Source organism: Acidicapsa dinghuensis (assembly GCF_025685685.1).
In the GTDB taxonomy this organism is placed as follows: domain Bacteria; phylum Acidobacteriota; class Terriglobia; order Terriglobales; family Acidobacteriaceae; genus Acidicapsa; species Acidicapsa dinghuensis.
The window spans coordinates 133,478-158,239 of the sequence record NZ_JAGSYH010000004.1; the positions used below are offsets into that span (position 1 = coordinate 133,478).

Annotated in this window: 26 protein-coding genes; all 26 read left to right on the forward strand. The window is 56.9% G+C overall.

The annotated features are described in order from the left end of the window. Positions 1-2: 2 nt before the first annotated feature. The 26 genes from OHL22_RS11590 (at position 3) to OHL22_RS11715 (ending at position 24,745) form a co-directional block, all read left to right on the forward strand. Positions 3-221 carry a hypothetical protein gene (locus tag OHL22_RS11590; protein ID WP_263337217.1) on the forward strand — a complete coding sequence of 73 codons (219 nt, stop codon included), beginning with the start codon at positions 3-5 and terminating at the stop codon, positions 219-221. Further along, positions 193-2,841, forward strand: coding sequence for a TraG/VirB4 family ATPase (locus tag OHL22_RS11595; protein ID WP_263337219.1), 2,649 nt, complete (start codon positions 193-195; stop codon positions 2,839-2,841). The genes OHL22_RS11590 and OHL22_RS11595 overlap by 29 nt, the downstream gene beginning before the upstream one ends. Next, a complete protein-coding gene (locus tag OHL22_RS11600) occupies positions 2,838-3,689 on the forward strand; it encodes a hypothetical protein (protein WP_263337221.1) in 852 nt (283 codons plus the stop codon). Before OHL22_RS11595 ends, OHL22_RS11600 begins: the two co-directional genes overlap by 4 nt. 10 nt (positions 3,690-3,699) lie before the next feature. Continuing rightward, positions 3,700-4,602: a hypothetical protein gene (locus OHL22_RS11605; protein WP_263337224.1), complete on the forward strand. Its 903-nt coding sequence runs from the start codon at positions 3,700-3,702 to the stop codon at positions 4,600-4,602. Positions 4,603-4,733: 131 nt separating this feature from the next. Continuing rightward, positions 4,734-6,005 carry a type IV secretion system protein gene (locus tag OHL22_RS11610; RefSeq protein ID WP_263337227.1) on the forward strand — a complete coding sequence of 424 codons (1,272 nt, stop codon included), beginning with the start codon at positions 4,734-4,736 and terminating at the stop codon, positions 6,003-6,005. Positions 6,006-6,013: 8 nt separating this feature from the next. Then, positions 6,014-6,757, forward strand: a complete 744-nt coding sequence (locus tag OHL22_RS11615) for a hypothetical protein (RefSeq protein WP_263337229.1) — start codon at positions 6,014-6,016, stop codon at positions 6,755-6,757. Next, positions 6,757-7,056, forward strand: a complete 300-nt coding sequence (locus tag OHL22_RS11620) for a hypothetical protein (protein ID WP_263337231.1) — start codon at positions 6,757-6,759, stop codon at positions 7,054-7,056. The genes OHL22_RS11615 and OHL22_RS11620 overlap by 1 nt, the downstream gene beginning before the upstream one ends. 251 nt (positions 7,057-7,307) lie before the next feature. Further along, entirely contained in the window at positions 7,308-9,887 is a 2,580-nt protein-coding gene (locus OHL22_RS11625; protein ID WP_263337233.1) for a hypothetical protein, read from the forward strand. An 80-nt stretch (positions 9,888-9,967) separates the two neighbouring features. Continuing rightward, a complete protein-coding gene (locus OHL22_RS11630) occupies positions 9,968-10,813 on the forward strand; it encodes a TrbG/VirB9 family P-type conjugative transfer protein (protein ID WP_263337234.1) in 846 nt (281 codons plus the stop codon). A gap of 235 nt (positions 10,814-11,048) precedes the next feature. Next, entirely contained in the window at positions 11,049-12,842 is a 1,794-nt protein-coding gene (locus OHL22_RS11635; RefSeq protein WP_263337236.1) for a type IV secretory system conjugative DNA transfer family protein, read from the forward strand. Next, positions 12,839-13,579 carry a hypothetical protein gene (locus OHL22_RS11640; RefSeq protein WP_263337238.1) on the forward strand — a complete coding sequence of 247 codons (741 nt, stop codon included), beginning with the start codon at positions 12,839-12,841 and terminating at the stop codon, positions 13,577-13,579. The genes OHL22_RS11635 and OHL22_RS11640 overlap by 4 nt, the downstream gene beginning before the upstream one ends. Before the next feature lies 1 nt (position 13,580). Beyond that, positions 13,581-14,264 (forward strand): hypothetical protein, encoded by a 684-nt coding sequence (locus OHL22_RS11645; RefSeq protein ID WP_263337240.1) that lies wholly within the window; start codon positions 13,581-13,583, stop codon positions 14,262-14,264. Continuing rightward, positions 14,249-14,776, forward strand: a complete 528-nt coding sequence (locus tag OHL22_RS11650) for a hypothetical protein (protein WP_263337242.1) — start codon at positions 14,249-14,251, stop codon at positions 14,774-14,776. The genes OHL22_RS11645 and OHL22_RS11650 overlap by 16 nt, the downstream gene beginning before the upstream one ends. After that, positions 14,773-15,552: a hypothetical protein gene (locus OHL22_RS11655; protein ID WP_263337244.1), complete on the forward strand. Its 780-nt coding sequence runs from the start codon at positions 14,773-14,775 to the stop codon at positions 15,550-15,552. The genes OHL22_RS11650 and OHL22_RS11655 overlap by 4 nt, the downstream gene beginning before the upstream one ends. A gap of 517 nt (positions 15,553-16,069) precedes the next feature. Further along, positions 16,070-16,291 carry a hypothetical protein gene (locus OHL22_RS11660; RefSeq protein ID WP_263337247.1) on the forward strand — a complete coding sequence of 74 codons (222 nt, stop codon included), beginning with the start codon at positions 16,070-16,072 and terminating at the stop codon, positions 16,289-16,291. A 48-nt stretch (positions 16,292-16,339) separates the two neighbouring features. Next, complete coding sequence (locus tag OHL22_RS11665) at positions 16,340-16,699, forward strand: hypothetical protein (protein ID WP_263337249.1); 360 nt, start codon at positions 16,340-16,342, stop codon at positions 16,697-16,699. Positions 16,700-16,755: 56 nt separating this feature from the next. Beyond that, positions 16,756-16,938, forward strand: coding sequence for a hypothetical protein (locus OHL22_RS11670; RefSeq protein WP_263337251.1), 183 nt, complete (start codon positions 16,756-16,758; stop codon positions 16,936-16,938). A gap of 124 nt (positions 16,939-17,062) precedes the next feature. Beyond that, entirely contained in the window at positions 17,063-18,025 is a 963-nt protein-coding gene (locus OHL22_RS11675) for a TOTE conflict system archaeo-eukaryotic primase domain-containing protein (protein WP_263337252.1), read from the forward strand. Between the two features lie 11 nt (positions 18,026-18,036). Beyond that, positions 18,037-18,708: a hypothetical protein gene (locus OHL22_RS11680; protein WP_263337253.1), complete on the forward strand. Its 672-nt coding sequence runs from the start codon at positions 18,037-18,039 to the stop codon at positions 18,706-18,708. Next, entirely contained in the window at positions 18,705-19,466 is a 762-nt protein-coding gene (locus OHL22_RS11685) for a single-stranded DNA-binding protein (protein WP_263337254.1), read from the forward strand. The genes OHL22_RS11680 and OHL22_RS11685 overlap by 4 nt, the downstream gene beginning before the upstream one ends. Positions 19,467-19,518: 52 nt before the next feature. Continuing rightward, a complete protein-coding gene (locus OHL22_RS11690) occupies positions 19,519-20,427 on the forward strand; it encodes a Rad52/Rad22 family DNA repair protein (protein WP_263337256.1) in 909 nt (302 codons plus the stop codon). A gap of 425 nt (positions 20,428-20,852) precedes the next feature. Further along, a complete protein-coding gene (locus OHL22_RS11695) occupies positions 20,853-21,305 on the forward strand; it encodes a MarR family winged helix-turn-helix transcriptional regulator (RefSeq protein WP_263337258.1) in 453 nt (150 codons plus the stop codon). A 62-nt stretch (positions 21,306-21,367) separates the two neighbouring features. Next, positions 21,368-21,697, forward strand: a complete 330-nt coding sequence (locus OHL22_RS11700; protein ID WP_263337259.1) for a hypothetical protein — start codon at positions 21,368-21,370, stop codon at positions 21,695-21,697. Further along, positions 21,694-22,923 carry an MFS transporter gene (locus OHL22_RS11705; protein ID WP_263337260.1) on the forward strand — a complete coding sequence of 410 codons (1,230 nt, stop codon included), beginning with the start codon at positions 21,694-21,696 and terminating at the stop codon, positions 22,921-22,923. The genes OHL22_RS11700 and OHL22_RS11705 overlap by 4 nt, the downstream gene beginning before the upstream one ends. A gap of 72 nt (positions 22,924-22,995) precedes the next feature. Beyond that, the gene (locus tag OHL22_RS11710) at positions 22,996-24,126 is read left to right on the forward strand and encodes a DUF6094 domain-containing protein (RefSeq protein WP_263337263.1); all 1,131 of its coding nucleotides are present in this window, start codon (positions 22,996-22,998) and stop codon (positions 24,124-24,126) included. After that, a complete protein-coding gene (locus OHL22_RS11715; protein WP_263337265.1) occupies positions 24,092-24,745 on the forward strand; it encodes a hypothetical protein in 654 nt (217 codons plus the stop codon). The genes OHL22_RS11710 and OHL22_RS11715 overlap by 35 nt, the downstream gene beginning before the upstream one ends. Positions 24,746-24,762 lie beyond the last annotated feature (17 nt).

Consider the following 24,762-nt stretch of genomic DNA (forward strand, 5'->3'; position numbering starts at 1 on the left):
GGATGCAGGCATCGATCACAACGCAGAGGAGCGGGATGGTCGTCGCTGTTCTCGACGCGGAAGCGGCACGCGTCACGTTCGCGTGCGTCATCTTCGCAGCACGCTTTCATGAGGAGATCGCTCCACTCGCACGGATTGTGGAGCAGCAATTGCGGATCGAAGTGGATGAAACTCTGGAGGGAGACCTCAACTATGCCGGTGACGCAAGCAGAACACGATAGAAAGCTCAAAGTACCAGCGGTGTGCGAGCTGCTGCCACTACGCGATCTCCCCTTCGGAGACAACATCATGGTCCGCACCAATGGAGCTTTCGCTGCAGGTTACGAATTGCGAGGTATTCTCGCGTACTTTGCGACGGACGGTGATCGCAATCAGAACAAGTCGATGCTTGAGGCGCTGTTTCGCAGTGTTCCCGATGTCAGCATGCGGGTCCAGTTCCGGTACGAGATTTCTGAGCATCTCGGAGAGCTTCTGAGCAACTACATCCACGAACAGCGCACTGATCAATCGGAAGTGATGGCCCTCGATGCGCATCGCCTTCGGATGTGGCGACAGAAGGAAAACAGCGGCTTCTTCTTCGAGAATCGGCTGCATGTGTACTTGATCTGGGACCCGCGCATTCATGCGAAGCTTTATCACTCGACTCAACAGAATCGCAGTCTTGGTGGATTCAAGTTAAGTCAGAACAAGGCCATCCAGTGTGCGCGGAAGGAGCACGAGACCTACCTGGCCGAGTACGAATCCATCCTCCGGGGCATCGAGGGGTCGATGGAGGCGGCCAACCTCGGGCCCCGGAGACTGTCGACGCAAGAACTGTTCGACGAGCTGAAACATGCGCAGCATCCAATCCGGCGCGACCGGCGGATGTATGTGCCACCGGAAGAGATGATCGAGTATCGGAGTGCGAGGTCCCAGGCGGTCGAGGCGAGCATCCTCAACGAGACCGAAACCTACCTCAACATCGATGGCTATCTCTACGCCGTCGTCAGCCTGAAGGAACTTCCCGATGCGACTCTTCCGGGGATGTTGCAGAACTTTTCGACACTTGGCTTCCCCGTAGTGGTCAGTGGGCAGGTCGTAATCCCTGACCAAGTGAAGGTCCTCAAGAGCTACAAAAAGCGCCTCCAGAAGATGACAGCCGCGCAGAAGGATGCCAATGGAAACTTCAAATCGAATCCAGAGGCCGAGGTAGCCCAAGCGCAGCTGATCCAAGTGCAGCGTGACATTATCTCCTCCTCCCTCAAGACAGCAAAACTGAGTCTTTCGGTCGTAGTGCGTACCTCGCAACCGGCAATCACACAGCACGATCTCGAACGGTCTGAGCGAGAACTTGCCAACCGAACTCAGGAGGTTTTGAACGGCTTCACTCACATGAATGGCGCGAAGGCTGTAGCTGAGACGATTGCCAAGCGGCGAATCTTTCTGGGGACGTTGCCGGGCATGGCCGAGGCAGACAAGCGTGACCAGGACATGCTTACCTCCAACGCAGCCGATCTTGTCCCTATAGAGATGCCCTGGACAGGGACTCGGAGGAGCCCGCTCATTCTTTTTGAGACGCCCTATCGCCAACTCATTCCGTTCTCGATGTTCGATCCAGATCTTTCCGATGCCAACGGCCTGCTAATGGCAAAGAGTGGAGGCGGAAAGACTCTTGCCGCTCAGCAAATGCTGCTGATGGCAGCCCGCGCGAACCCGCTCATCTCCATCCTCGAGCGGGGCGACTCCTATCAACCATTGGTGGAGCTAATGGGGGGAGAGATGATCGAGATGTCGCTCGACAGCGATCAGACCATCAATCCCTGGGATCTTCCCAGAGGAGACGACCGGCCATCGAATGACCAGATTTCGTTTCTCAAGAACCTGACCCGGCACATGCTAGGCGAGAATACGCCGCCCGACCTCGACATCGACCTACTAGACAGCGTTCTGCTTGAAGCCATCACCTCAACGTACAAGAGGTGCAGCGCGAAGACCTCAAACCCCATTCCGCTCTTCGGAGATCTGGCCGCGGAACTGGCCCACTGGCAGGATCGGGATCGCAATCAGAAGATCAACGCGATGGCGCAGATGGCTTCGACTAAGCTGCGGGCTTGGGTTGACGAGGGACCTTATGCGCGACTCTTCGACAGGCCGACAACGATCGAATTGAACAATCCCTGGCTCTATTTCAATGTCGAGAAGCTTAAGGACGATCCGCGTCTCGAACGGGCCATGAGCCTTTTGATTGCGCATACAGCCACCTATCGTGCATCAGGGATGAGTGGACAACCCAGCATCGTCCTGCTCGACGAGTGTTGGGCGCTCCTCGAATCGCCGATTCTCTCGGGCGTTGTCGTGCAACTCTTCCGCACAGCCCGCAAACGCAATGCCAGCGTCTGGGGGATAAGCCAGACTCCCGAAGATTTTGTTGGTACGCCTGACAAGCCCAATGAGCACGGTGCCGGAATTGTGAAGAATGCGACCACAAAGATCATCGGCAAACAGCCTGGCGATATGACTGCTCTGCGCGAGCATGTCCACTTGAACGAGACGGCGCTGAATCAAATCAAAACCTTCGCTCACCCGAAGAAGGGTCATAGCGCAGAGTTCCTGATTGCAATCGGCGAAAAGGCGGACTCGACACACGCGATCCGGATTGTTCCGAGCCCCGTGGACTATTGGATCACTACGACATACGCACGTGAACGAGCGTTTCGCAAATGGTGGTTGCACCAGCATCAGTCACTGCCTTTGATACAGGTCTACGAAGAACTTGCCGCGCAATATCCGCGGGGGCTGGCAGGTCTGGCGCCCTTGCCGGTGGAGCTTTCCGGAGAGATGCAGGAGGCGATGAGCCAGTGATTGAGAATACCCAACCCGAGATGAAGCTACTCCTGAATGGGGAGCCGTATAAGGACGACCAAGGATGCGGCCGAAAGCGGGGTGCGAAGATTCGCTGGAAGAGGAGAGCGCTCATTGTTGTACTGGTGATCGAGACGTGCTTTGCCCTGCCCAAGCTCGCTCAAGGGCAATTCCTTAGCGTGTTCGACGCGATCTTCAGCTCGATTCAAAACGACATCGGCAGCTCGCTCAAGACCATCAACCAGATTGCCCAACAGATGCAGAAGCTCTATCAGACAACGGTTGCGCCGCTGGCGGCAATCAACCAGGCCCGAGGCTTCGTTGCAAATTCGATCAACACTTATCGCGGTCAGATGAATCAGGTGTTCAATACGCCGTTCACAAGCGCCGTGACTCCGGGGCCGCAACAGTTCGAAAGCATCCTGCATAGCCGCCTGTCGACAGAGATTCCCGCACTGCAAACGAGCTTCACTTCGAATTACGGCGCTATCCCGCGGCTAAACACCGCTTCGCCACAAGACCGCGTGATGATGGACGTGGACGACGCGCTGGGGCAGGAGAATCTCAAAACAACCTTGATCGCCGATCAGGGCGCGGATGTCATTCTCCAAACCGCCAATCAAATGGAAAACCAGGTTGCTGTGAGCACACCCGGTTCGAATCCGTTCCTGACCGCCCAGGCGCAGGTCGCCAATCTCCGCTGCCAGGCGTACATGCAGAAGATGCTTGCGGCGGAGTTGCGTCAGGAGGCAGGCCGTATTGCGCACGACAACGTTCTTGTGAAACGCAGAACAGCCGCGACCGGTGGAATAAACGGTTTGATTACCGGAGCCCTGACCGCGCGATAAGGAGCTTTCGATGACCGATCCCAAGAAAAACCCGAACAAGCGTCGCGGGTCATTTTTCTGGCGCCGCAGGCCCCAACTCTCGCTGGAACCGCCGAAGCCCGCGCCCTTAGAGAATGGGGCGAGCGCGGTTCAACCCTGGTACCGGCCCACTCTGCTGAAGGTGTCTGTCGTCGTGCTTGGAGTCCTCGCAATCCTACCAACCCACGCGAATGGGCAGTTTGGGATCGACACGGCCGCGATCCTGGCGGCGCTATCCAAGATGCAGTCACTCATGAATACCTATATTGCCGCGCCGCTTAGGATTATCAACCGGTACGAGCAAAGTACTGCGAAGTATGAGCAAGAGGTCATATACCCGCTTACCGCGATCAATCAGGCAAAGAATTCGGTGATTCAGTTTGAGAACCAGTTCAGCCAGGTCAGCGGCATGTTCCGTGTCAACGTTTCGAGCGCAACTCTACCGCAGTCGCAGAATCTCGAAGCTCTCCTGCTCTCGCGCAACGCAGCCAACGTGGCAATCCTATCGGGCCAGTTTCAGAACGTGTATGGGGTTGTTATGCCGCAGAACGCTGCGTCCCCGCAAATGAGAACGATGACCGATATGACAGACGCGCAGGCACAGGACGCGATGAAACGGGCCATCGAAATTGATGCCTTAGCCGATGCGGAACTGAACGAAGCGAATCAGATGGGGCAGCAAATTTCGCAGGCGGCTCCCGGAAGCGCGGGGATCCTCGAGGCCGAGGCCGACGTATGGGTCGTGCGCGCCAATGCCTATACGCAGGCCGCACTGGCTGAACTCATGAGGACCCGCGGCATCGACCTGGCAAATCAGAGCAAGGCTTCAAAGCTCGCAACCATAGACAACACAAACAATAACGGCCTCATTAACGGAGCGCTGACCGACAGGTGATAAGTATGGTGTCCGTCCACTTCCAACCCGTTGCGATGCTCGCGTTCTTTCAAGCGACACAGCTGAACTTGTTTGAGCGATTTCTTACTCAGGCAAGAACTGGTATCGACTCGACTGGAATCACCTCCGGAATGCAGAACGTGGCATATGTGGTACTGCTCGTGGGCTTTCTGTGGCAGGTCTATCAATCAGCCCTACACGGAGGGGACGTCCGTGGATTGGGCACAGGTCTTATCAAGTATGTGGTCACCGCGGTTGTTGTGATGAACTATGGAACCGTGTTCACAACGATCAATCAGGGGTTCGTGAATGCGGGCAACTGGGTAAGTAACGCATCAGGCGGAAACGTATTTCAAAACTGGGCCAACGATCTTCGGAATCAATACAGTCAGGCTGGTTTTCAGCAGATGTGGGGCCTTATCACAGGATCTATTGCGGGCTTGATCGATGGTCTCCTAATTCTTGTTGCCTATCTTCTCTATCCGATCGTCGTCGTTGTTTTTGGGTTCTTTTATATCTTCTACGGCAGCATTCTCTATATTTTCGGGCCGATTGTTATCGCTCTGATGCCTCTCGGCGGCGCGAACCGCCTTGCCAAGTCCTATGTTGAGAACATCTTTGTGTGGAATGCTTGGCCGATCCTCTATGGCGGTTTTGGAGCGTTGCTCACCGCAGTTCAAATGGGTCAGGTTGGGCAGATGCTCAACCAGAATGATTTTCTCGGAGGCTTGGGAAACCTCGAAGGCTCTTTCTTAATCGGCATCGTGAGCGTCGTCTACTCTTTGGCAATTGCAGTGATTCCGTTCATTGCCAAACGCATTATTAGTGGGGATGTCGGCAGCACGGCGGTCGCAATGGTGGGCACGGCGGGCACGGCACTGACCGCGGGAGCGGCAGGGATCGAAGGTACTGCCGCAGGTGTGGCAGCAGCGCGAGCAGGATCTGCGGGTACAACTTCAGCCGGAGCAACTTCCAGCGCAACTGCCGATTCTGCCCGGGCACTCACGTCAGCGGCAGGCGGCAACCAGCCGGCAGCACCGCAGCAGACTCCTGCAGCCTCGTCCTTGAATGCATCGGGATTCTCGTTTGGCGGCGGCAGCCCCACTCTAGAAGGGCATGCGGAGCAGATCCGCAGCTCAATCGGTGAAATGATGGGGGCGGAAAATGCCGGTGAGGAGGGCTCCGGAGCACTGACCGTATCGTCGGGAAACTCCAGCAATGAACTGATTCAATCTAATGCCGCGGGGGCGGCGCCCAGGGTCGTGACCAGATCAACAGCGGCAGTGAGAAGAGGGCCAAGTGTGCATCGCTACAACCTGGGAACCTGGACTGCCTACCACGCGGCGCGCATCGCGGCAGGAAGCATCGCCGGCGCAGCCAATCAAGGGGCGGAACACGAATAGGAGGACTCATGAAGAACAACGCCGTTCGATCGGATGATGCGACGGCTTCAAGGCCGAAGTACTACGAGATGGATGGGGCACTCAGGGCGAACGCAAATCGCGCATGGCTGCTCGCGTTTTTGACCATACCAATTGCGCTGCTTGCGATCGGATTTGCAGTCTTCGTTCGCTTGCAGCCGCCTACAGTGATTCGCATCGGCCCCAACGGCGATGCCTCAGTGCTGGGCAAGCCAGCGAAAGGCGCTACTGCAGACATCGCGACCGCCGGGACCGATCAGTTTCTTGACGAGGCGTTTGTGAAACGGTTCCTGGCGAGTTTCCTGAACTATTCGCCCTCGGACGTAGACGACCACTGGGCGGCCAGCCTCAACATGATGACGCGCAATCTGCGGGCGTACACGCTGAAGGCGATGGCGGACGACAATACGCGCGGCAAGATTGATGACGGGCAAATCCAATCCGCATTTCATCTGCGCGAGATCGAAACGGTCAGCGGTGAACCGCTTACATTTCTGGTCTATGGCGTGAAGGATGTTCATCACCTGACCAACGGAACAGAGACAACGGACCATTTGGTCAACGAGTACCGGGTGCGCCTCATTGCGGATAGGCGCTCGGATGTGAACCCGGATGGGCTCTGGATTGCGGACTACAGCGAACGGCCGATCGACGGCGAGCGCCGCGACCGCATCTTGAGTTCCCCCGATGCTGTTCCGGACAGTAGCGCCGCTCAAAACAAGGGAGGTCAGTGATGGAAGCTACGGTCGCTCGCGTTGCAGAGATACAGCCGCAACCGACACAGGTATCCAAGCCCAGGGGCACGCGCAAATCGCGCCGGCAGGTGGAGGAGGGTGTTCGCTACTTTCTCGCCAAAGACGGATCGTCGCTTGAGAAGCCGGAGCTTGGGGCGGAAGTGGCAAGCGAAGGTGAGGCTCTGATCAAAGCGTTTCAATCGAAGAACGGCGTGATCTACACAGTTCTCGCGTACAAGGCGGAAGCGGAGATACAGGGAGGATCTCCGACATTGGTAAAGCGGCCCCTGCACAAATAGGGCGCCGACATAGGTAATAGCGGTCAGCTCGGATTCAAAGAGGAGACAAACCTGAAATACGGCTCATGTCGCCTCATTGACGCCTTATCGCTCAAGCGATGAGGAATTCCGCTGACCCGGTTTGCACTCTCAAAGCCTGGTTCGGCTAACACCCACCCCTAACCCGGGCGGCCAGGCGAAGAGATGCGGAGAACCGGCGTCAGCCAATCTCTAGTCACTTCGTCTTGAAGCGCCAGACAAGTGAGGAGAACATGACAGCGAACAGGACACAAAACGCGGCACTCGATCAACAGCTCATTCTTGAACTGAGGATTGATGCGTCCGGTGAAGTGACCCGTAAGCCAACCAAGCTCGGACGGAAGGATACGCTCGAGGGAAAGCTCCTCGGTCAGCTCTATCCTGGCATCCGAGTCGCGCGCGTCAGCGTGCCGTATGAGTTGACACCGTATGAGCAGTCTGTGGTCGAAAACCGCATGGCGAGTCTTCGTTACGGTGGGGTCGAGTACAAGCTGGTGGGCGCTAGCGGTTCAGCGAAGGATGGCAAGTTCTACTTCGTCGATAAGGCGCATGCCGGCCAGATAGCTGAGCGCTTTCAGCATTGGCCCGAGGCGGCGATCGTGTACTTTGCGATCCTCGTCTCCGACTGCAAGCTGATGGTCGAGGAACCCGACCTGCGCATCGCTGTGGTCAAGGATCACGTCCTTGGCACCAACGATTGCCGTGGCTGGGTGCGCGAATCCCTCTACCGGAAGCTCAAGATCGGCACGAATCGTTTTTGCCAGTTTCGGCTGGCATTTGACGCGAGCGAACCGAAGCAGGCAAAGGGCGCATTGAAGGCAATGAGCGATCGTGTGGCCGACAGGCTCTCGGTCGATGTCATTCTGCCTGAAAGCTCCTGCAAACCGGCCCTCAAAGGAAGCGTGCGATTTCTTCCCCAGTTGGGCACATCGGGCCGCATTTACATAGGTCCGGCGATTCTCGGGATTAAGCAGATCTCCCGTCAATCGGAGTTTGGGTCAAGCTACACCTTGATCGAACACGCTTCGGAAGAGGCGCTGCAGTTTGAATTGAAACTGTGGGCGCTAGAACGTATCAAGGCAATGAGAAAGGCATGGGACGAGGGTGACTACCACGCTCTTTTCGAAGTAATCGGCAAATCCGAGGTTACAACGATCGACGATGGTGTCGGCTTCGACCCTGACTCACTAGAGCAACAGGGCGATGCAGCTTCAGAAGGATGTGACCCGTCGGAAGCGGTTCTGTTGGCGGACCGTAGCGGAAATGCAATCAAGATTCCCTATGTCTTCAACCAACTGAACCGCAAGCTGGCACGGTGGGCATTTCGTGCCTGCACGAGCGCGGACCTGAAGCTGCCATCGTTCGCTCTGGCGGACGACGGTGTCCTGATTGAGCTCCGAGGAAAGATCCTCTCAGCGTCCGACTGGATACCTGAAGACAGTGCGATTACATCCTTGGCGGCGGAACAGGGGCTTTGCGTCCGGTACCCAATACGGATGCAGGAGGATCTTTTGCCCGTTCGTCATCTCAGCAACACGGAGCTTGTTCCCGCACTCAAACAGGTGCTCGGAACAGCCGACCTTGATGAATCCGAAGTCGCCAATATTCTGGACTGGCACCTTCGCATGGAGGGAACGTACATCCTGCATTCGAGGACCGCGAGCAGAAACGGCGGCGATTTTGACTTCGACACCATCTGCGTAATGCCGTCCGATCAGTTCCCGAAGTTCGTGGCGGGAAGGGTCGCATATGGGGAGAGATTTCACCAGCAAAAAACCAAGCAACAGAAAGCCAAGTCTCCCTGGTGGAACGCCTGCCCGGTTGCAATGAAGGCGCGGGGAAACCAGATCGGTTCGATCACCGACCTGAAGACTTCATGCCTTGCGGTGGGACGGCCAGATCTGGCCTACAAGCTCGTCGAGCAACTGCAGAACGCACTCGATTCCCTAAAACACAGGGTCGAGATTGATGAAGCCGTTGTCAGTGAAATCAGGAAGGAGGTAGCACCAGCGCCCTGGCTCCGCCACAAGCGTGAGCGCAGAGTGTCGGATCTGCCCGCCCATCTTGAAGTCGCAGATACGGACAAGGTTGGGAGGCTCTACAACGTACTGCGCAAGGAGGTCGGCTTCCTTCCCGACGAAACCGGCAACGGGTTCGAAGAGAAAATGTCCATCGAAGACTTCCGCGGGCTCTTTTCGGGCGAAACCGTCACCCGTGAGATGTTCGAGGAGTGCCAGTTGGTCAATTCGATCTATGGCGACATCGCAAGCCGGATTGTCCAGCGCGAGGATGAAGTCAAGCAGCAACTCAAGGACGCTCAAGCGCAGTGGGAAACTGTGCGCGGGAGCGAGGACAAAGAGAAGAGAAAGACTGCGGTGCTTGCAAGAAACAAGGCGCAGTCGGCTCTGTGGGAGCACGAACAGGATGCACGGGATCAGTTCAGCTCGTTGCATTTGTTCGTCCACTACTGGGCGCAAGGCAAGCAAGAGAATCGTCGGGCGTGGGCACAAGCGATGAATACCGTCGTCACCGGTGGCTCAGGTTCAGGCGCCGTTCTCTTCCAGTCGTTTCCGCAAGAGGTGATCGATGCCTTTGCGGAGGTCACCGGCGGTTCGCGCGTACGAGTGCGACTTCCGAAGACCGTGAACGGCTACGTCTGGTTCGATGATGAGCAGCGGGCATTTCTGGTCGAGCGGATGGAGAATCCTCAAGGCCCAGAATGTGAGAAGAGGGTATTTCTCTTCCAGTACGCGGGAAAGCGCCCGCTTGTCTTCGAAAACACGAGTGCTCCGGATTCGATGGAGCATTCCTGACCGGCAAAAGAGAAGCTGTGGCCTCATGCCCGGCTTCTCTTTTCCTTTTTGTGACTCACCCCGCGCCAAGGGAGGCCCCTATGAAGACGATCCCAATCCTTTTTCTTGCTCTCGGCGCGATCGCAGCCGGGGCGCAGACGACCAGCCAGAGCCAAATCCGTCACATCGAAACTTCACTGAATCATCTAACGGTTCTCGAATTCGGCGAATCCGTGACAACGCTTGCGATTGCTGACCCAGACAGCTTTCAGGTTGAGCGACATGACGACAAGGTTTTCGTAAAGCCTCTCCGGGAGGGCGTGTCCACCAATCTCTTTGTCTGGACCCCGTCTCGGGAACTGAGCTACGAACTTGATCCGGCAGGTCAACTCGCTCAAATGGACGTCCTGGTTCGCACCGAACCCGCGCCCACTCCACACACCAGCACACAGGCTTCGGCTGAGCCCACAGATGCAGAGATTCGCAAGATCGCCTCGCTGGTATTGACACAGGCAATGATGGGAGTCGAAGACATCGTTCATGACCCAGAAAAACCCGCCACGGAGCGCGTGCATGTCGATCTTGAACAGGTCTATCGCGCGAAGGATCGCATCTATATTCGCTACTCGATAACCAACCAGACCAAATCTCCTTTCCGTATTACAACCCCGGATGTGTGCGCTCCTGTCCCGACCGACCAACCAATTTCGCTGCTCAGCCTTAGGAACCACCAGATCACGTCGCGGACTTTCACATCCTTCAAAGCAACTCAAGTCTCCGGTCTCACAGTAATGCAGGCCGAATCGGGAGTGCGCGATCTTGCGCCGGGAGAGAAGACGGCGGGCGTAATTAGCATCGGAACTTCTACAACCAATCCGCCACAGATCTATCAACTGAACTTTGGCGCCGACCAAAACGGACCTCTGAAGGTCGAGGCAGTTCTCTAGTCATGGACACGCAGGGCAACATTTCACCGCAGGAAGTACGCCATGCGCTCAGACGGATCTACTTAAGCGACGCCGAAACCAATCTGCAGTGCTCCCTCCTCGCCTCCCTTTCTGATGAACTGAAACCGATCGATGAGAAGGGCCGCTGGAAACCTAGTCCTTCGCTCATTCTCACGTTGGTCTTGCTGTGTGCTTTGCTTGGGGTCTTTGTGTATTTCTCGGTGGGAGGGCGCGGATGAACTCGTATTACGATCAGCCCACATGGCGTCAGAGAGGACCAGAAGACGTCGCAGGCGTTCTGGTTCTGCTCGCCTGTGCCGTGCTCGCCTTCGCGTGGTATGTTGCGGTGTCTCACCTCCATTTCAGCAACCACCAGTGTCTTGAGATCTTCCTATACGGCGCCATTCTGTTTTTCGGGGGCGGCCTTCTCATCGCGCAGTTGGTTGGTCGCAGACGAAGGAGAGAGGAGAACTGGCCACACCCTGCAATCCTTGTCCCGGCATCGAAGGATGCGGCGACAGTCCGAGCTGCAAATCAAGGTGAAGCAACGTTGCTCGGATACAACGTGCACAAGGAGCCGTGGCTCTGGCCCGACGTCGTGCGCATGAAGCACGGAGTCATTGTAGGCGGCACGGGTTCCGGCAAGTCAACTTTTCTCGAAAACATCATCGCGCAGGATCTGATGCGGCGCTTCGGCGCGCGCAAAATGCCGATGATCATCTTTGACGGCAAGGGTGAGAAGGAGTTTCTTTATCGCCTTTTACCACACATCGAGGCTGCCGGCCGCCTGCAAGATCTCCGGGTGATCGATCCAACCCACCCCGCGGAATCGGCGCGATATAACCCGTTCTATGCACTCGACGATGCTTACCAGGAGCACGTGAATTTCATTTTCCGGTCCTTCGGGCTGCGCGAAGACTTCTTCAAGGGACACCAGGAGGCGTACCTTTCGGATCTTGTCCGCATACTCCAGTACACGGGAAAAGTGTTCAACGTCTACGACGTGCTAGTGATGGCGCTTGATGAAAAAGTTTTGGAGGAACAGATCGGGGTTGCGAAGGCGCGCCTGGCCTCAGTGCCGGGTATCTCCATGCAGAAGCGGTTGAACTTCGAGATGTCGGTCAAAATGCTTCAGCGATCACTTGCGGACCGTGAGCGTGTGGAGAAGATTCAGGGGCTTTTGAATGAGCTATTGAGCTTCCTGGAGGACGAACTGTCGATTGTTACCGGCTCCTATCAGGACCTGCTTACGCTCGACGACGTTCTCAACAACGATCTCATTTTGTTCGTCTCCCTCAACGCCAACCGCAATCAGCGTGCGGTCGAAGCCTTGGGGAAGATCCTGCTGCAGAACATCCAGTTGATGGTCGGCAAGCGTTACGCGCAGCCGGCGAGTGATCGTGATGCCAATGAACCCATGCTTTCGGTGATCCTGGACGAATTTGCGCCCTTCGCCTATCCCGGGTTTACCCAGGTACTCCAGACAGCACGCGGAGCGCGAGTTTCCTTCCTCTTTTCCTTCCAGAGCATTCCCCAGTTGCAGCGTGTGAGCCAGGCGTTTGCGGATGAAGTGTCGTCCGCGCCGGGAACGAAGATGATTATGAATGTTTCGGAGGAGCACACTGCGCAGTGGTTTTTGAAAGCGTCGTCCCGGATTGCCACCAAGCGCCGCAGCTTGTCAGTGCGCAGAACCGGGATCTTTTCGACCAAATACACAGAGACCGGAACGGGAAGTGAGAGCGACATCAAGGAGACACGTGCGCGCGAAGACCACATCAAGAACCTCCCGGTCGGCCAGTTGGAGATTCTGATGGTGGACAGCCGCGAAGGCACCCGCCATTCCCATTTGCACGTTCGGCGCGTTCCGCGGTTTGAAGTCGAGGGACTTGAGCCTTTCCTCTATCCGAAGATGCACAGCTACTTGGACCCCGAGATCGGTGTGAATCTCCGCTTCAAGGAAGCGGAGAACCGCAAGCAACGGCGCAGGAGAACGGCAGGATTGTTCCTCGGCGAGGCAGGTGGAGAATGAAGAAGCGAATCCCAGTCGTCATCAGGCGGGTGCTTATGGCGACCGCACTCTGTTGCGTGGCCACCCAATTCCTCGGTCAAACCCCGAACGAGCCAGGCGTTCATGCTTCGCAATTGACGCCCAAGCGTCAGGGCTTCTTTGACTACGCTTTGGGCCAGGTGAATCCGCACGACACCGACTACGGCTCCAGAATGGTGGCCGCGCGGAATGCTGTCGTCGGATACACGATTGACGATCTCTACTTCTGGTCGAATGTCGCGACTCTCCTTTTGCTCTGCGGACTGGCCGCAATTGTCCTCTTTCAGTGGCGCGCCATGAACAAGCGCGAACTCATCGCCGCGTCTCTCATCGCGCAGTTATGGGACGGCCGAGTTAGCGACCGGGTCGAGATAGAGCGCAGGACCGAACAGTTCAATCGGCTCGTAGAAGCGCATAACGCCGAAGCTGAAGCAGCTCTGTCCCGCAAGACAGGAACCTCGGACCAGGAATCGGGCACGAACGGGAGGAGTGTTCGCGCTCTGGCGGACGGCAAAGGAATTTCGCCAGCGGAGGCCGAGAAGATCGCCGCCGCGGCGCCGGATGCGACCGCAGCGAGCCTTCAACAAAGCACCCTGCTGCTGCAACGGCGCGTGGAAGCGTTGCAGAACAGTGAGCAGAATTTGAAACAGCGCCTCAACCAAACGACGGTTTTGCTCGACCAGGAGCGGCGTCGCAACGCAACGCTCAAGGGTGCCTAGAATGGCCACAGCGATCACAAAGACCCCTTCAAGTTTCAGAAGTCACGACGAATGGCTTGAGCATGTCCGTCGCGAGATTCCGGTCTCGGAGCAGCCATTTGCGCTTGCGTACGGGCGCATGGAACTCTTTCGGAAGTTTTATCGGATGCGTGGAGTCCAGTTCCCAACTCAATTCGCGGTGGACTTCGAGCGCATTGAAAATCTGCATGACCCCGAGAGGACAGGCGCACTGGAGTCCCTGAACGACACAATCTTTCGAAGCCTTACAAGGCAGCTATTCAATCGCGCGCGCCAAACAATCTCGGAAGATGACACGCAATTGCCGGCCGCACCACGAGAACAAATCGAAGAACTGCTCAGCCATCTGGTGCGAAAGAACCCCTACTTCGCCCTCTGGTCTGTCTACAAGACGGGTGTCTCCGATCGCTCCGTAGCCGAGGAATGGGAGGAATATCTCCTTCAGGAACTCGGCAATCAGAGTGTTGATGAAATCGACTTTACGCGTGCGATGGTCGAATTGGACAAGCTTCTTAACCATTTTCGTGACGAAAATCGCGCGCTTCCCTGCCTTACCTTCGAGCGCATCTGGTTCCTCCACTACCTTCGCGGCCCAGAGCGAATGGCTCAGGCGCGCGCAGTTTTGGGAATGCTCACGGCGGAGTTGAGAGCATGTACATTCGTGTAATCAGCTTCGGGACGAACTGGTGGGCGATGCATTCACGCCACACCAATGACCCATTGTGCTTCCATCGGAAGGCAGCGTACTTCAACGCCGCGGCCCTCATGTCGGGAAGGCGTCTACATCACGGCGCGATCTTTCCCGGTCAAGTCCGTTTCAACGCGAAGAGCGGATTTGATCCGGAGTTCCCCTTGCGTGCGATCGGCAAGACATTTCATTGTTCTGCGCCACACCAATTCGCCGGAAAAATGCATTTGCTTTTCGAGCGACGCGCCGGCGAGATGAAGCCGGATGCATATCTGGTCACTCTCAAGTCTGCGGACCACGGTGCAATCCAGTTCTCTAAATCTGGATGGAAGTCGGCAGGAGTTCGGCCAATTTCGGTCAGCCTGCGCGGTGAAAGGTACGAGGCAATGCTGCTGTTCGGTCCTGGAGACTGGGTCGAAAGCAACCTCGGAGTATGGCAGGTCGATCAAGCTGAATGCAGCATTCGACTCGGCGAAGGAGCGCTCCAGTGAGATATTACAAGGGCTATATCGCTCTGTCCGACACTTGTGACGTGCCGGTTCTGCTTCAGGTGCGGAACTCGCGGGCGATCACTTTTGATCAACTTCGCGACCTGCTCGTCCATGAGATGCTTGAGGCGATCGTTCGCTCATTGCGCTGGCGGGTAACACGACTCGAAAAGGTTGGCCTGATCGAAAGATTGAATGGACAGCGATTTCTGGGTAAGCCTGTCTATGGAATTACGCAGCAGGGTCTTGAATGTCTGGAGTCGCGCGGTCACTACCTGGTGTCGTTGCCGTGTGACACGGAACAGATTCTGCATCCGTCCAAGGTCGCTCACGCGCTGGAACTGGTCAATATCCATCTGGCTCTTGCCCGATCAGGCTTGCTCCGGTCGTGGAAGAGTGACGTTGAGATCACCTCGCGAAACCTGGTTGCTTCCGGCAATGCGACCAAAGACTATGACGCAGTCGCGGAAATCGAAGTCGACGGAAACACACGAACGATCGGGATCGAATACGAGAGAAGCGCAAAGGCGGCATCCCGTTATGACGCAATTCGTGAGGCTCTGAACAAGGACAATGCCACGGATACGGTCTTGTACCTGACTTCAAGCGACGACATTCTTTATTTGCTTGCCATGGAATTGCGCGCGACTCGGAAGCGAATTGGCTTCGCACTGAGCGATGCATTCCGCCGTTCTCTCCTCGAAACGCGCACTCTGACGAACACGGCGAGTTCGGAAATTGTGCCGCTCCGCGAACTCCTCGATTTGAGAGTGTCGTAGTTCGATTGCGCTGGGCGAGGCATTCCTTCGACTGTCCTTTGCGGTTGCATTTACGGCGCATTGACGTTTTATTGACTCTGCTTTGGCCTCTTTTGCCTCGTTGTTGAACTGAATCGGCACGCCATAAGTTATGGCTGCTCAAAAACTTCCTTTCTGACTATCCCCTTGTTTGGATGGCTATGTTGTGGTGGTGGGAAGAAGGTGGAGAAGGATGTTGAGTGATTTTCCATCGGACCAACCAGCGATTTAATGCGCAATCGGGTTGATCGTCGGGCACCAGTCCTCAACGCTAGCTGAGGAAGCAGCGCTGCGGAACCTCTGCTACTGGGTGCTCCGCTCTCAGTACACACTCCCAAACATCCAGAGCCTCCGAGGCAAGCTCAGGCGCCATCCTTGGCGCCAACTCGTCAATGACTCCCAGCGCGCCCATCCACTCCAAGAACGACAACCGGTCCACCATGCCACGAAAGGAAGGAAATCGCTGCACCAATGCGCTTCCGCCGCCCTCAAGCAGAAGGTGGAAGGAGAATCTGCCTCAAACCCATTCCAGCGTCGTCTTGCGCTCTGCGTTGTGCAGACTGTGTTCAACGCGATCATCGTCGCGAGGTACGCTCGAACGCTCTATGGAGCCACCAACTACGACCAGCTCCAGCAAGTAGGAGTGACATTGCTGTTCGCGGCTCTGCTCGGATCGCTTGCTCGGATGTGGTTCCTCACACTGAAGGGCCTGGCCGGCTGACCCGCAATTGATCCCATGAACCCCAACTCAGAAGAAAGGAGAATTGCCATGCAATACAGCTTGGGAAAGATGTCCGCGTACAAGATGTTCAATTGGCGGGACCATGCCGCCAGTTCAGTCGACCAAGCCATCGTCGCCTTTCTGGAACTCGGCGAGGCCATTGCCACCCGGTGGATCCAGACAGCCAAAGGTGTCCTGCTCCTTCAGATGGTGCCCGACAACAGCGAGTCAGGAGCAATCTACGTCTTCGATCGACAGCGCGAGCAGTGGTACATGCTCTCGTTCGATGGTTGCGAAGACCAGTTCACATCGGAGAAGTTCGATCGCGCGTTCTCCGAGTACGGCCTGTTCCGCCTGGTTGAGCAGCCCGGCCTATTGCTCACTGAATTCCAGCCGGCCACCGCCTAGCCCGCCTCACTACACCCCAAACAAGCAAAGCCATCTTTAGCCACGGAGGAACCGTCATGCGTCTATCCGCAAGTCGTATCCGCTCGATCAACCGCGCGATTGCCAGGGTTCAGTCGACCGCCTGGTTCGCGTCAGGAAGAACCCACGGCCACTCGACCCCAAGCCCGGCGCCAGTTGTCTCCATGAACGCACCCACGTTCGTGAAGATCGTCGCCATCCCAAAGTGCAAAGCCGCGTAGACCCCTCAACCAGAACGAGCGAGGAGACATGCTTGTCCAGCGTGTTCTGCGCGCCCATCCGCAGATTTGACCGAGTTTTTAACCCGGGTTACAACCACACAACGGATGAAGGAGGCAGGACGCCATGTATGCCAAGTTCTGTGTAAGCCGGGGAACAGCAAGCAGCTTCATACGGCTCTTCGTAAACCGTCGGGCGTACGCAATCCAGGGAGAACGACCTCTGCCGAACGGATCTGTTCCCTATTACCCGGCACGGGATTGGAAAACCAAGGAACCGAAACCGCTCGATGATGGCGTGGTGCGGATGCACCTTAATGGCGACGTCACGATCAGTCTCTACGCAATCAATCCCGTGACTCAGCGCTCAAAATGGGTCGCAATTGACGCCGACTTCGATGGAGCATTGGAGTCCCTGTTCCAGCTGCAATGGGAACTCAAGCAGGATGGCGTGGCCGCCGCGTTGGAGCAATCTCGCCGCGGCGGCCATCTATGGATATTCGGCGCCGAACCGCTGCTGGCATCCGAGTGCCGAATCTATGTCTATAACCTCGCACTCCGGCTCGGCGTCCCAGTCAAGGGCGGCGGTCTGAAGGAAGGCATAGAAGTTTTTCCTCGTCAGGACAAGCTCGATCACGGAGAGTACGGGAATGCGATCCGTGCCCCGCTCGGAGTGCACCGGAAGACAAACCGGCGCTACTGGTTTTATGAAGCAGAGCCTACTCCGGAAGCTCAACTTGAGTATCTCGATCGCATGACAAAACTGACTGAGTTGGAGTTGAGGACATTCATTGAGGGGATGAGAATGCCCGAAGCGTACAGGCCGGTCGCTTCGGTTCCGTATACTCCGCCGGCCTCACCTCGCTACCCGCAGTTCCGGATTCTCGACTATGTACGAACGACGCGCAAGGACAGCCGGAACTGGTGGGCTCGGTGTCCCTCCTGCGCAGCGGTTGGCCACGACCGCTCGGGGGACAACCTGGCCATTCAGATCAAGGATCCCCGGTTCTACAAATGCTGGGCCGGTTGCACAAAAGAGGAGATTCGCGCCGCGCTCGGTCAGCGGATCCCAAGGCGCGCGGTGGTCTAGGGAGCGATACGATGCGTATTTCCGAAAGACATAGAACCGGACCCGCCTCTTCTCGGCATGCTCTTTACGGATTGGCAATACCGTCCAACGTGCTTAAAGCTCTTCAGAAAAGAGGCATCTACTGCACGCCTGGAATCTCGCTCGAGCATCAGCACCTGGCCGGGCGCTATGTACTGCGCGGCGTGGAATCCGGGGGTGCAGTCTCCGACATGGGGCGAGCCTGCGCCTTCGTCGCGGAGGACGGGTCGCCATTGCCGTGGTTACAGCCCATCCACTCGATTGCCGTGAATGGCCGTCATGCCATTTATCTCGCGGAAAGAATGGTGCGCATTGAGATGCTTCGCAGCGAACGGACCTGGGAACTGGCGATCACGCTCCATACGCTGTCGCGCATTCCAGAACGAGCACGCCCGCAGATAGTCGCGAAGCCGCTCTTTCGAGGCAGAGATGGACTTCTTTCCGTGGACCTCTGGAAGGGAGAGAATCGTGGGCTCCGAGGAAAGGTGGCGCCCATTTTCTATAGCCGTGCCGGAGAAGTGCTGCCTCTCCCACCGCCGTTTGAAGAGGCGATCAGAAAAACAACCGCAGCCGTCTGCTGCGTTGGCTGCAAACACACGCACGTAGGAGTGCCGCCGATGGTGGCGGTAATCAATCACCTTACTGAGAAGGAACAGCCAGCGTGACAGACCGCAGTCAAGTTGTTGTTAGCGTAGGCGAGCCAAACTGGGCTCCTCTTGAGCGTGCCGTCCCAGTGACTGAACTGGGGAACTTCATGTACATGGGTCGCGCCGGAGAGATCGAGTTCTACAAGCACCGTCTGACGCGCCGATACCTCAATATCAGCCAAGACGGTTGCAGGTTCTATCGGTATCTCGACGGAGCGTACTTCGAGATTTCGCGGTCCGATGCGCTCGACAATGTACGCGACTACGACCGCAAAAAGAGGAGTCACATCATGGCAAAGTGTGTCAATAAGGCGTTGCTGCTCGGGTACGCTGGCAAGGCACCTGAGATTCGTTCGACCGCAGGCGGCATGCTGGCCGCAAGCTTCTCGCTTGCCACCAGCGAGCGACAGCAGGACCGACAAGGCAACTGGACCGATAAAACGGAGTGGCATAACGTCGTCACATACGGACGGACAGCTGAGATCGTTCGCGACCATGTGAAAAAGGGCACGCAGGTTTTCATCCAAGGCAAGATCCAGACCCGTTCCTGGGACGACAAGGAATCCGGTCAGAAGCGGAATCGGACCGAGATTGTGGTCTTTGACCTGACGCTTTTGAATAGTAATGGAAACGGCTCCTCAGTCGGCACCACCGGAAAGAGCCAATCGGACCGGAGCCCGCTTGATTCTGGCTACCGGAAATCGGACATGAACGCCCAGTTTGGCGATGAAGAACTCGATCCGTCCGACATCCCCTTCTCGCTGCCGAGCAATTGAAAGCATGACCTGGGCGCTCTCCAGAGCGCCTTTGTTTTTGAGGAGCAAAGCGATGGCAAGCAACGAAGCGAAGGCAGTAGTAGATACCGATGCTTTATTCACGCAGTTGGCGGAGCCGTTTCACTCGTCCGAGATCAAGTGGCGGGTCACGCATACCACGCACGACGGAAGCCGCGGTGCGGTAATCGCATTCGCAGACCCGCGCGCCTACACGGACCGTCTCAACCAGCTCTTTACTCCGAGTGGGTGGACCAGGAATTACGACGTCACCACCGTGTCATCTGTGACTCGGATAAAACGGGACAAGGTCATCCAGACCGGCAAGGTCCTCGTCACGTGCGCGCTGACGATAGCGCGGCTGGGAACCCACACGGGAAGCGGCGAGCAGTGGGCTGACGAACAGAACGCGATGACCGCGGCGGAAGCGCAATCCTTTAAGCGGGCATCGAGCTGTTTTGGCCTTGGCCGGTATCTCTATAACCTGCCGGAAACCTGGGTCCCGCTCGACAACCGGGGCAGGCCCATCAAGCTTCCAACGCTTCCGGCATGGGCTCTTCCGAAGACAAATCAAACAGTCGGGAACAGCAACCCCGCCTGCGGCCCGCGGCCTCCGGCTGTACACCACGGTCCGATCGATCAGAGAACAACAACCAAAATCGAGGGATTCCGGCGCATTCTGGGGAACGCACTCTACGGTGAGATCCTCTGGCGCGCCGGACACACGCATCGAGCGAATGACATCCCTAACGCACAGTTCCAGGCGAACGTCGCAGAAGCGATGGAGCGCGCCGTTCGTGGCGTTCACAAGGCGAATTCCTTGGCACAGCAGCTCGGCGAGGCATCATTCATTGCTGTTATGGACAAACTGCAAATCGAGTCGATGACAACCATTCCTCGGCTCGAATCCCTGAAAACACTTGTGACTGAACTGGAGGAGGAAGCCGCCCGCTCCGTCGCTTGATAGAACGCACGTCACAACGACTCTGAGACTGGAGCATCTATGCGGAATGTCACGATGATTCGGTCAGAGCCCGGGCTCATCTCGATTCCAGTGGAAAGAGCAGTCTACTGTCAAACCTGCGAAACGGTCTCGACATCACTTGGACGATGCGGGTTGTGCGGATCGCAGCGGATCATCGAGCTGGCGCCCTTGTTTTCGAATCCATGGGATCCAGAGCCTGCTCCTGCGATAGCGCTTGCAGCCTGATAGCACTGGCTTCGGGCTCCATTTGATACTCGGCGATTTCGCGTGAAGCGAGAACTCCTTACTTCTGAATCGCGTTATGCGAAAGACCGGCAACGTTTTGAGGCCTGTCTCAGTCCGCGCGGTAGACATGTGTACAGTTTGACTTTACAGTTTAACTGTATATATGAGATATTGATTTGGTGAGCACCAAAAGATCTCCTATTCAAACCGGGCTCGCTTGGACGCTTGCTGCCGAGATGCGTGCGGTCTTCCGCAAGCTCAAGCTACGATACCGCGAGCATGGGAGCGGCAATGACCTGACGGCGTCACAGATCTCTGTCGTTCTTCGATTGGAGAAGGACGGTTCAGCCACCGTTTCAGGCCTGGCGCGAGTGGAAGGGATGCGTCCGCAGTCCATGAGCGCTATCGTTGCGCCGTTGCAGGAGTCCGGCTTGGTGTTGGGCGTACCTGACCCGAGCGATGGGCGCCAAACCCTGATGTCGCTTACACCGAAGTGCCTGAAATGGCTTCAGGACGGTAGATCCGCGAGACAGGACTGGCTTGCCACCACCATTTCCCAGAAACTTTCAGTTCAAGAGCAGGAGAAACTTCGGGCGGCGTTCGAGCTACTTAAAAGGCTGACTGAGGATTGAACCCACGGCGTCTTGCTTTTATCTATGTCCGCTTTGTCGGTGAGAAAAAGGAGTTTTGCGTCATGAATTGGCTCTGGCTTATGTCGTATTTCTTTGGAGGCGCTTTTGGAGCAAACGCCATCCCTCACTTTGTCACCGGCACGATGGGGCGCCCCTTTCAAAGCCCCTTTGCAAAACCTCCTGGCCGGGGGCTCTCTTCTTCAACGGTCAATGTCGTCTGGGGATTCTTCAACGCGGTAGTTGGATATCTACTCATCGCGCACGTTGGAGCTTTCCATCCGCGAGAGACAAGCCACGTCATCGCTTTCGGCCTGGGCGCGCTGCTCATCAGTGTCTTTTCAGCGCGTCACTTTGGCCAGTTCCATGGGGGCAACTCGCCATCGCGCGCATGAAGAACCCGGCTTCCGGCACCTTTCGCTCCCTGAGAAGCTTCAACTTCCGCTTGTGGACGGCCGGCGCCCTGATTTCCAACATCGGCACCTGGATGCAGCGCGTCGCACAGGACTGGCTTGTCCTGACGCAACTTACTCATCACGATGCGTCGGCGCTGGGCATCGTCATCGGCCTGCAGTTCGCCCCGCTCCTTCTCCTCTTGCCCTGGACGGGACTGGCCGCGGACCGCTCCAATCAGCGCAAGCTTCTGATGTTCACCCAGGCGGCGATGGGCGTGCTTGCGATTATCCTTGGAGTGCTCACCCTCGCCGGAGTCATCCGGCTTTGGCACGTGTATTTGCTGTCGTTTCTCTCCGGTTGCGCTGCGGCTCTGGATGCTCCGGTAAGGCAGACATTCGTAGCAGAGATGGTCGGCGATGAAGATCTCTCCAATGCCGTGGCATTGAACTCAACCTCATTTACTGCTGCCCAGATGATAGGACCCGCCGTCGCGGGTCTAGTAATCGCAAGCGCCGGAATAGCATGGGCCTTCCTTCTGAATGGGCTCTCATTTGCGGCAGTTCTTCTCTCGATGTCCTTCTTCCGTCTCTCGGAACTGCACAGCAGCGCGAGAGCGCATCGCACTGCATCTGGATTTCTGGAGGGTCTTCGCTACGTGTGGAGTAGGAGGAATCTCAGGGCGATCCTTGTGATGCTGTTTCTGATTGGAACCTTCGGTCTGAATTTTCCGATCTTCATCTCGACCATGGCAGTGAACATCTTTCACTCCGATGCGCGCGCATTCGGCCTGCTCTCCTCGTTGATGGCCGTAGGCACTGTATCCGGAGCTTTGTTCGCCGCCAGCCGGAAGAGACAAACCTTGTCTTCGCTTATGACGGCCGCCGGTGTATTTGGGCTCGGTTGTACCCTGGGCGCGTTCGCGCAAGGATACTGGTGGTTCGCGGCCGCTCTGATGATCATGGGCGCGGCCGCCCTGATCTTCGGCAACGGCACCAACAGCATCATGCAACTCTCAACAGAACCGGCAATGCGAGGCAGGGTGATGGCCCTGCGTGTTGCTATCGCACTGGGAGGAACACCAATTGGCGCACCGATCACCGGATGGGTTGCCAGCCACTTCGGCCCGCGCTGGTCGCTGGGCATTGGTGCTGGGGCGGGCTTCAGCGCTGCCGTAGTCGCCGCCTACGTTCTGACCCACCGCGAAAAGCCGCTGCACGCGCAGTAGTTGGCTTGGTGGACGCGGACAAATGTTCCCCGATGTGGACTCTGGATCTGCGATTTCAGGGCGAGGCACTCATTGACCTGGCCACCACCACATATCCCCAACAACAATCAAGGCAAAACAGGTGAAGCCATGCGCAACGCCGCCCGCCTCAAAATGGGGTATTACCCCTTGCCTCCGAGCGAAGGCATCAAACTTCGCTCTCTTCTCACCTACGTGAACGCAGCCTCAGTAATCGACCCTTGTGTTGGCCAGGGCGCCGCGCTGCACTTGATAACGAGCGAGGCGTCCGGCCGACGCTATGGAATAGAACTCGATGCTGAGCGTGCACGTATCGCCAGCACGAGTGGGATTGAGACGATACAAGGCAATACGTTTGATGCGATTGCGAAAGCAGAATCATTCTCCCTCCTTTATCTAAATCCGCCCTACGATTCTGAGATCGGCTCGATCGCGAATCGCCGGATGGAGACTGTCTTTCTGGAGCACACCTATCGTTGGCTGGTGATGGAGGGAGTCCTTGTTCTTGTGATTCCGTTCGAGCGATTGCACGACTGCGCCGGTATTCTCAGTTCCCACTTTGCCGCCCTGAATGTTTTTCGAATGACCGATCCGGATTCGGTCCAATACCGGCAGATTGCTGTCTTTGGACTGCGCCGTGAGGTCCGTGGGGCGGCTATCGAAAACAACAAGCGACAACTCCAGGCGATCGGCCTGTATGGCAGCTTTCAGAAGCTGCCTGCACTTGAACCAAGTGTCTGCACGCCTTATTCGGTGCCGGCATCGGGGCGAGTCGAGATGAGTTATCGCGGACTCCCGTACGACCTGGTCGAAGACCTTCTGCCACACTCGGGAGCTTGGAAACAGGCGGAACCTCTTCTCCTGCCGCACCACAACGTGGCGACCGGGAGGCCCATCACGCCATTGCACGGCGGTCACGTGGGCTTGCTCTGCACCGCAGGGCTCTTAGACGGCGTTTTCGGTGAGGGAGACGACCGGCACATAGCCCGCTGGCGCTCGGTCAAGCATGTGACGACGTTCGTGGAAGAGGAGGGCGATGCCGAGGTTATTCATCACCGGGAGCGGTGGACGAACGAGCTTCGCCTGGTCTATGCGGACGGCCGGACGCTCAAGTTGACGGAGACGCCGCCGAATAAGGAGGACGAAGCCGATGGAGAATGCCCATCTGCGGCTCGGGCTGCTTGAATATGTGCGTATGACAGAGAAGGCGTCGACCCGCATTCGTTTGCGGGTCGACCGTTATATGGGGGAAGATCGGCAGGCGCATCTGTTGAGCGTCTTCGGAAACGACTCCGACGTGGGAGCAATCACGGCAGCGGTGCACGAAAAGGCCACGTTCACCCTTACTTTTCCCGATGGGACGACTAAGGAAGTCACGCTCGGCGAACACGCCTCCTGCTACAAGGGCGCCGTGGCTCTTCCAGGACGCAAACATCCCGTGCGTCACCTGCTCGCCGTTTCTCAAGAGTTGCACACCAACGGCACCTCCGGAAGAACGCTTCTGCTGCGCTACCGGCGCGCGGAAGCATGGGCTACGCTCGTAAGTTTCTTGGGTCTTCCCGCCGATTCCGCCTGGGCGGACTACGTTCTCGGAGTCGTTGAGAGGAAGAAACGGATCGAGGAGATTGACGGGATCGGCTGCGAGCCCGTCTTGATTTCAGTATCGACCGAGGAAATGCTCGAGTGGCTAGGCGAAGGTCTCCGCTCGCAGGCGTTGACCTTCCCCGTGATGAGCGGCCCGATCCGATGGCCGGAGGTCTCAGTGCCGACTATATTGGAAACTGTCGCTGAGCAGATTTCGTAAAATTCCGCTACTCTCTC

Excerpts from the sequence above, each read along its gene's own strand:
- OHL22_RS11605 (WP_263337224.1), top strand. The coding sequence starts at position 3,700 with ATGACCGATCCCAAGAAAAACCCGAACAAGCGTCGCGGGTCATTTTTC.
- OHL22_RS11625 (WP_263337233.1), top strand. The coding sequence starts at position 7,308 with ATGACAGCGAACAGGACACAAAACGCGGCACTCGATCAACAGCTCATT.
- OHL22_RS11610 (WP_263337227.1), top strand. The coding sequence starts at position 4,734 with ATGCAGAACGTGGCATATGTGGTACTGCTCGTGGGCTTTCTGTGGCAG.
- OHL22_RS11700 (WP_263337259.1), top strand. The coding sequence starts at position 21,368 with ATGAATTGGCTCTGGCTTATGTCGTATTTCTTTGGAGGCGCTTTTGGA.
- OHL22_RS11635 (WP_263337236.1), top strand. The coding sequence starts at position 11,049 with ATGAACTCGTATTACGATCAGCCCACATGGCGTCAGAGAGGACCAGAA.
- OHL22_RS11675 (WP_263337252.1), top strand. The coding sequence starts at position 17,063 with ATGTATGCCAAGTTCTGTGTAAGCCGGGGAACAGCAAGCAGCTTCATA.
- OHL22_RS11645 (WP_263337240.1), top strand. The coding sequence starts at position 13,581 with ATGGCCACAGCGATCACAAAGACCCCTTCAAGTTTCAGAAGTCACGAC.
- OHL22_RS11715 (WP_263337265.1), top strand. The coding sequence starts at position 24,092 with ATGGAGAATGCCCATCTGCGGCTCGGGCTGCTTGAATATGTGCGTATG.
- OHL22_RS11705 (WP_263337260.1), top strand. The coding sequence starts at position 21,694 with ATGAAGAACCCGGCTTCCGGCACCTTTCGCTCCCTGAGAAGCTTCAAC.
- OHL22_RS11690 (WP_263337256.1), top strand. The coding sequence starts at position 19,519 with ATGGCAAGCAACGAAGCGAAGGCAGTAGTAGATACCGATGCTTTATTC.
- OHL22_RS11665 (WP_263337249.1), top strand. The coding sequence starts at position 16,340 with ATGCAATACAGCTTGGGAAAGATGTCCGCGTACAAGATGTTCAATTGG.
- OHL22_RS11650 (WP_263337242.1), top strand. The coding sequence starts at position 14,249 with ATGTACATTCGTGTAATCAGCTTCGGGACGAACTGGTGGGCGATGCAT.
- OHL22_RS11640 (WP_263337238.1), top strand. The coding sequence starts at position 12,839 with ATGAAGAAGCGAATCCCAGTCGTCATCAGGCGGGTGCTTATGGCGACC.
- OHL22_RS11670 (WP_263337251.1), top strand. The coding sequence starts at position 16,756 with ATGCGTCTATCCGCAAGTCGTATCCGCTCGATCAACCGCGCGATTGCC.
- OHL22_RS11630 (WP_263337234.1), top strand. The coding sequence starts at position 9,968 with ATGAAGACGATCCCAATCCTTTTTCTTGCTCTCGGCGCGATCGCAGCC.
- OHL22_RS11590 (WP_263337217.1), top strand. The coding sequence starts at position 3 with ATGCAGGCATCGATCACAACGCAGAGGAGCGGGATGGTCGTCGCTGTT.
- OHL22_RS11680 (WP_263337253.1), top strand. The coding sequence starts at position 18,037 with ATGCGTATTTCCGAAAGACATAGAACCGGACCCGCCTCTTCTCGGCAT.
- OHL22_RS11615 (WP_263337229.1), top strand. The coding sequence starts at position 6,014 with ATGAAGAACAACGCCGTTCGATCGGATGATGCGACGGCTTCAAGGCCG.
- OHL22_RS11620 (WP_263337231.1), top strand. The coding sequence starts at position 6,757 with ATGGAAGCTACGGTCGCTCGCGTTGCAGAGATACAGCCGCAACCGACA.
- OHL22_RS11595 (WP_263337219.1), top strand. The coding sequence starts at position 193 with ATGCCGGTGACGCAAGCAGAACACGATAGAAAGCTCAAAGTACCAGCG.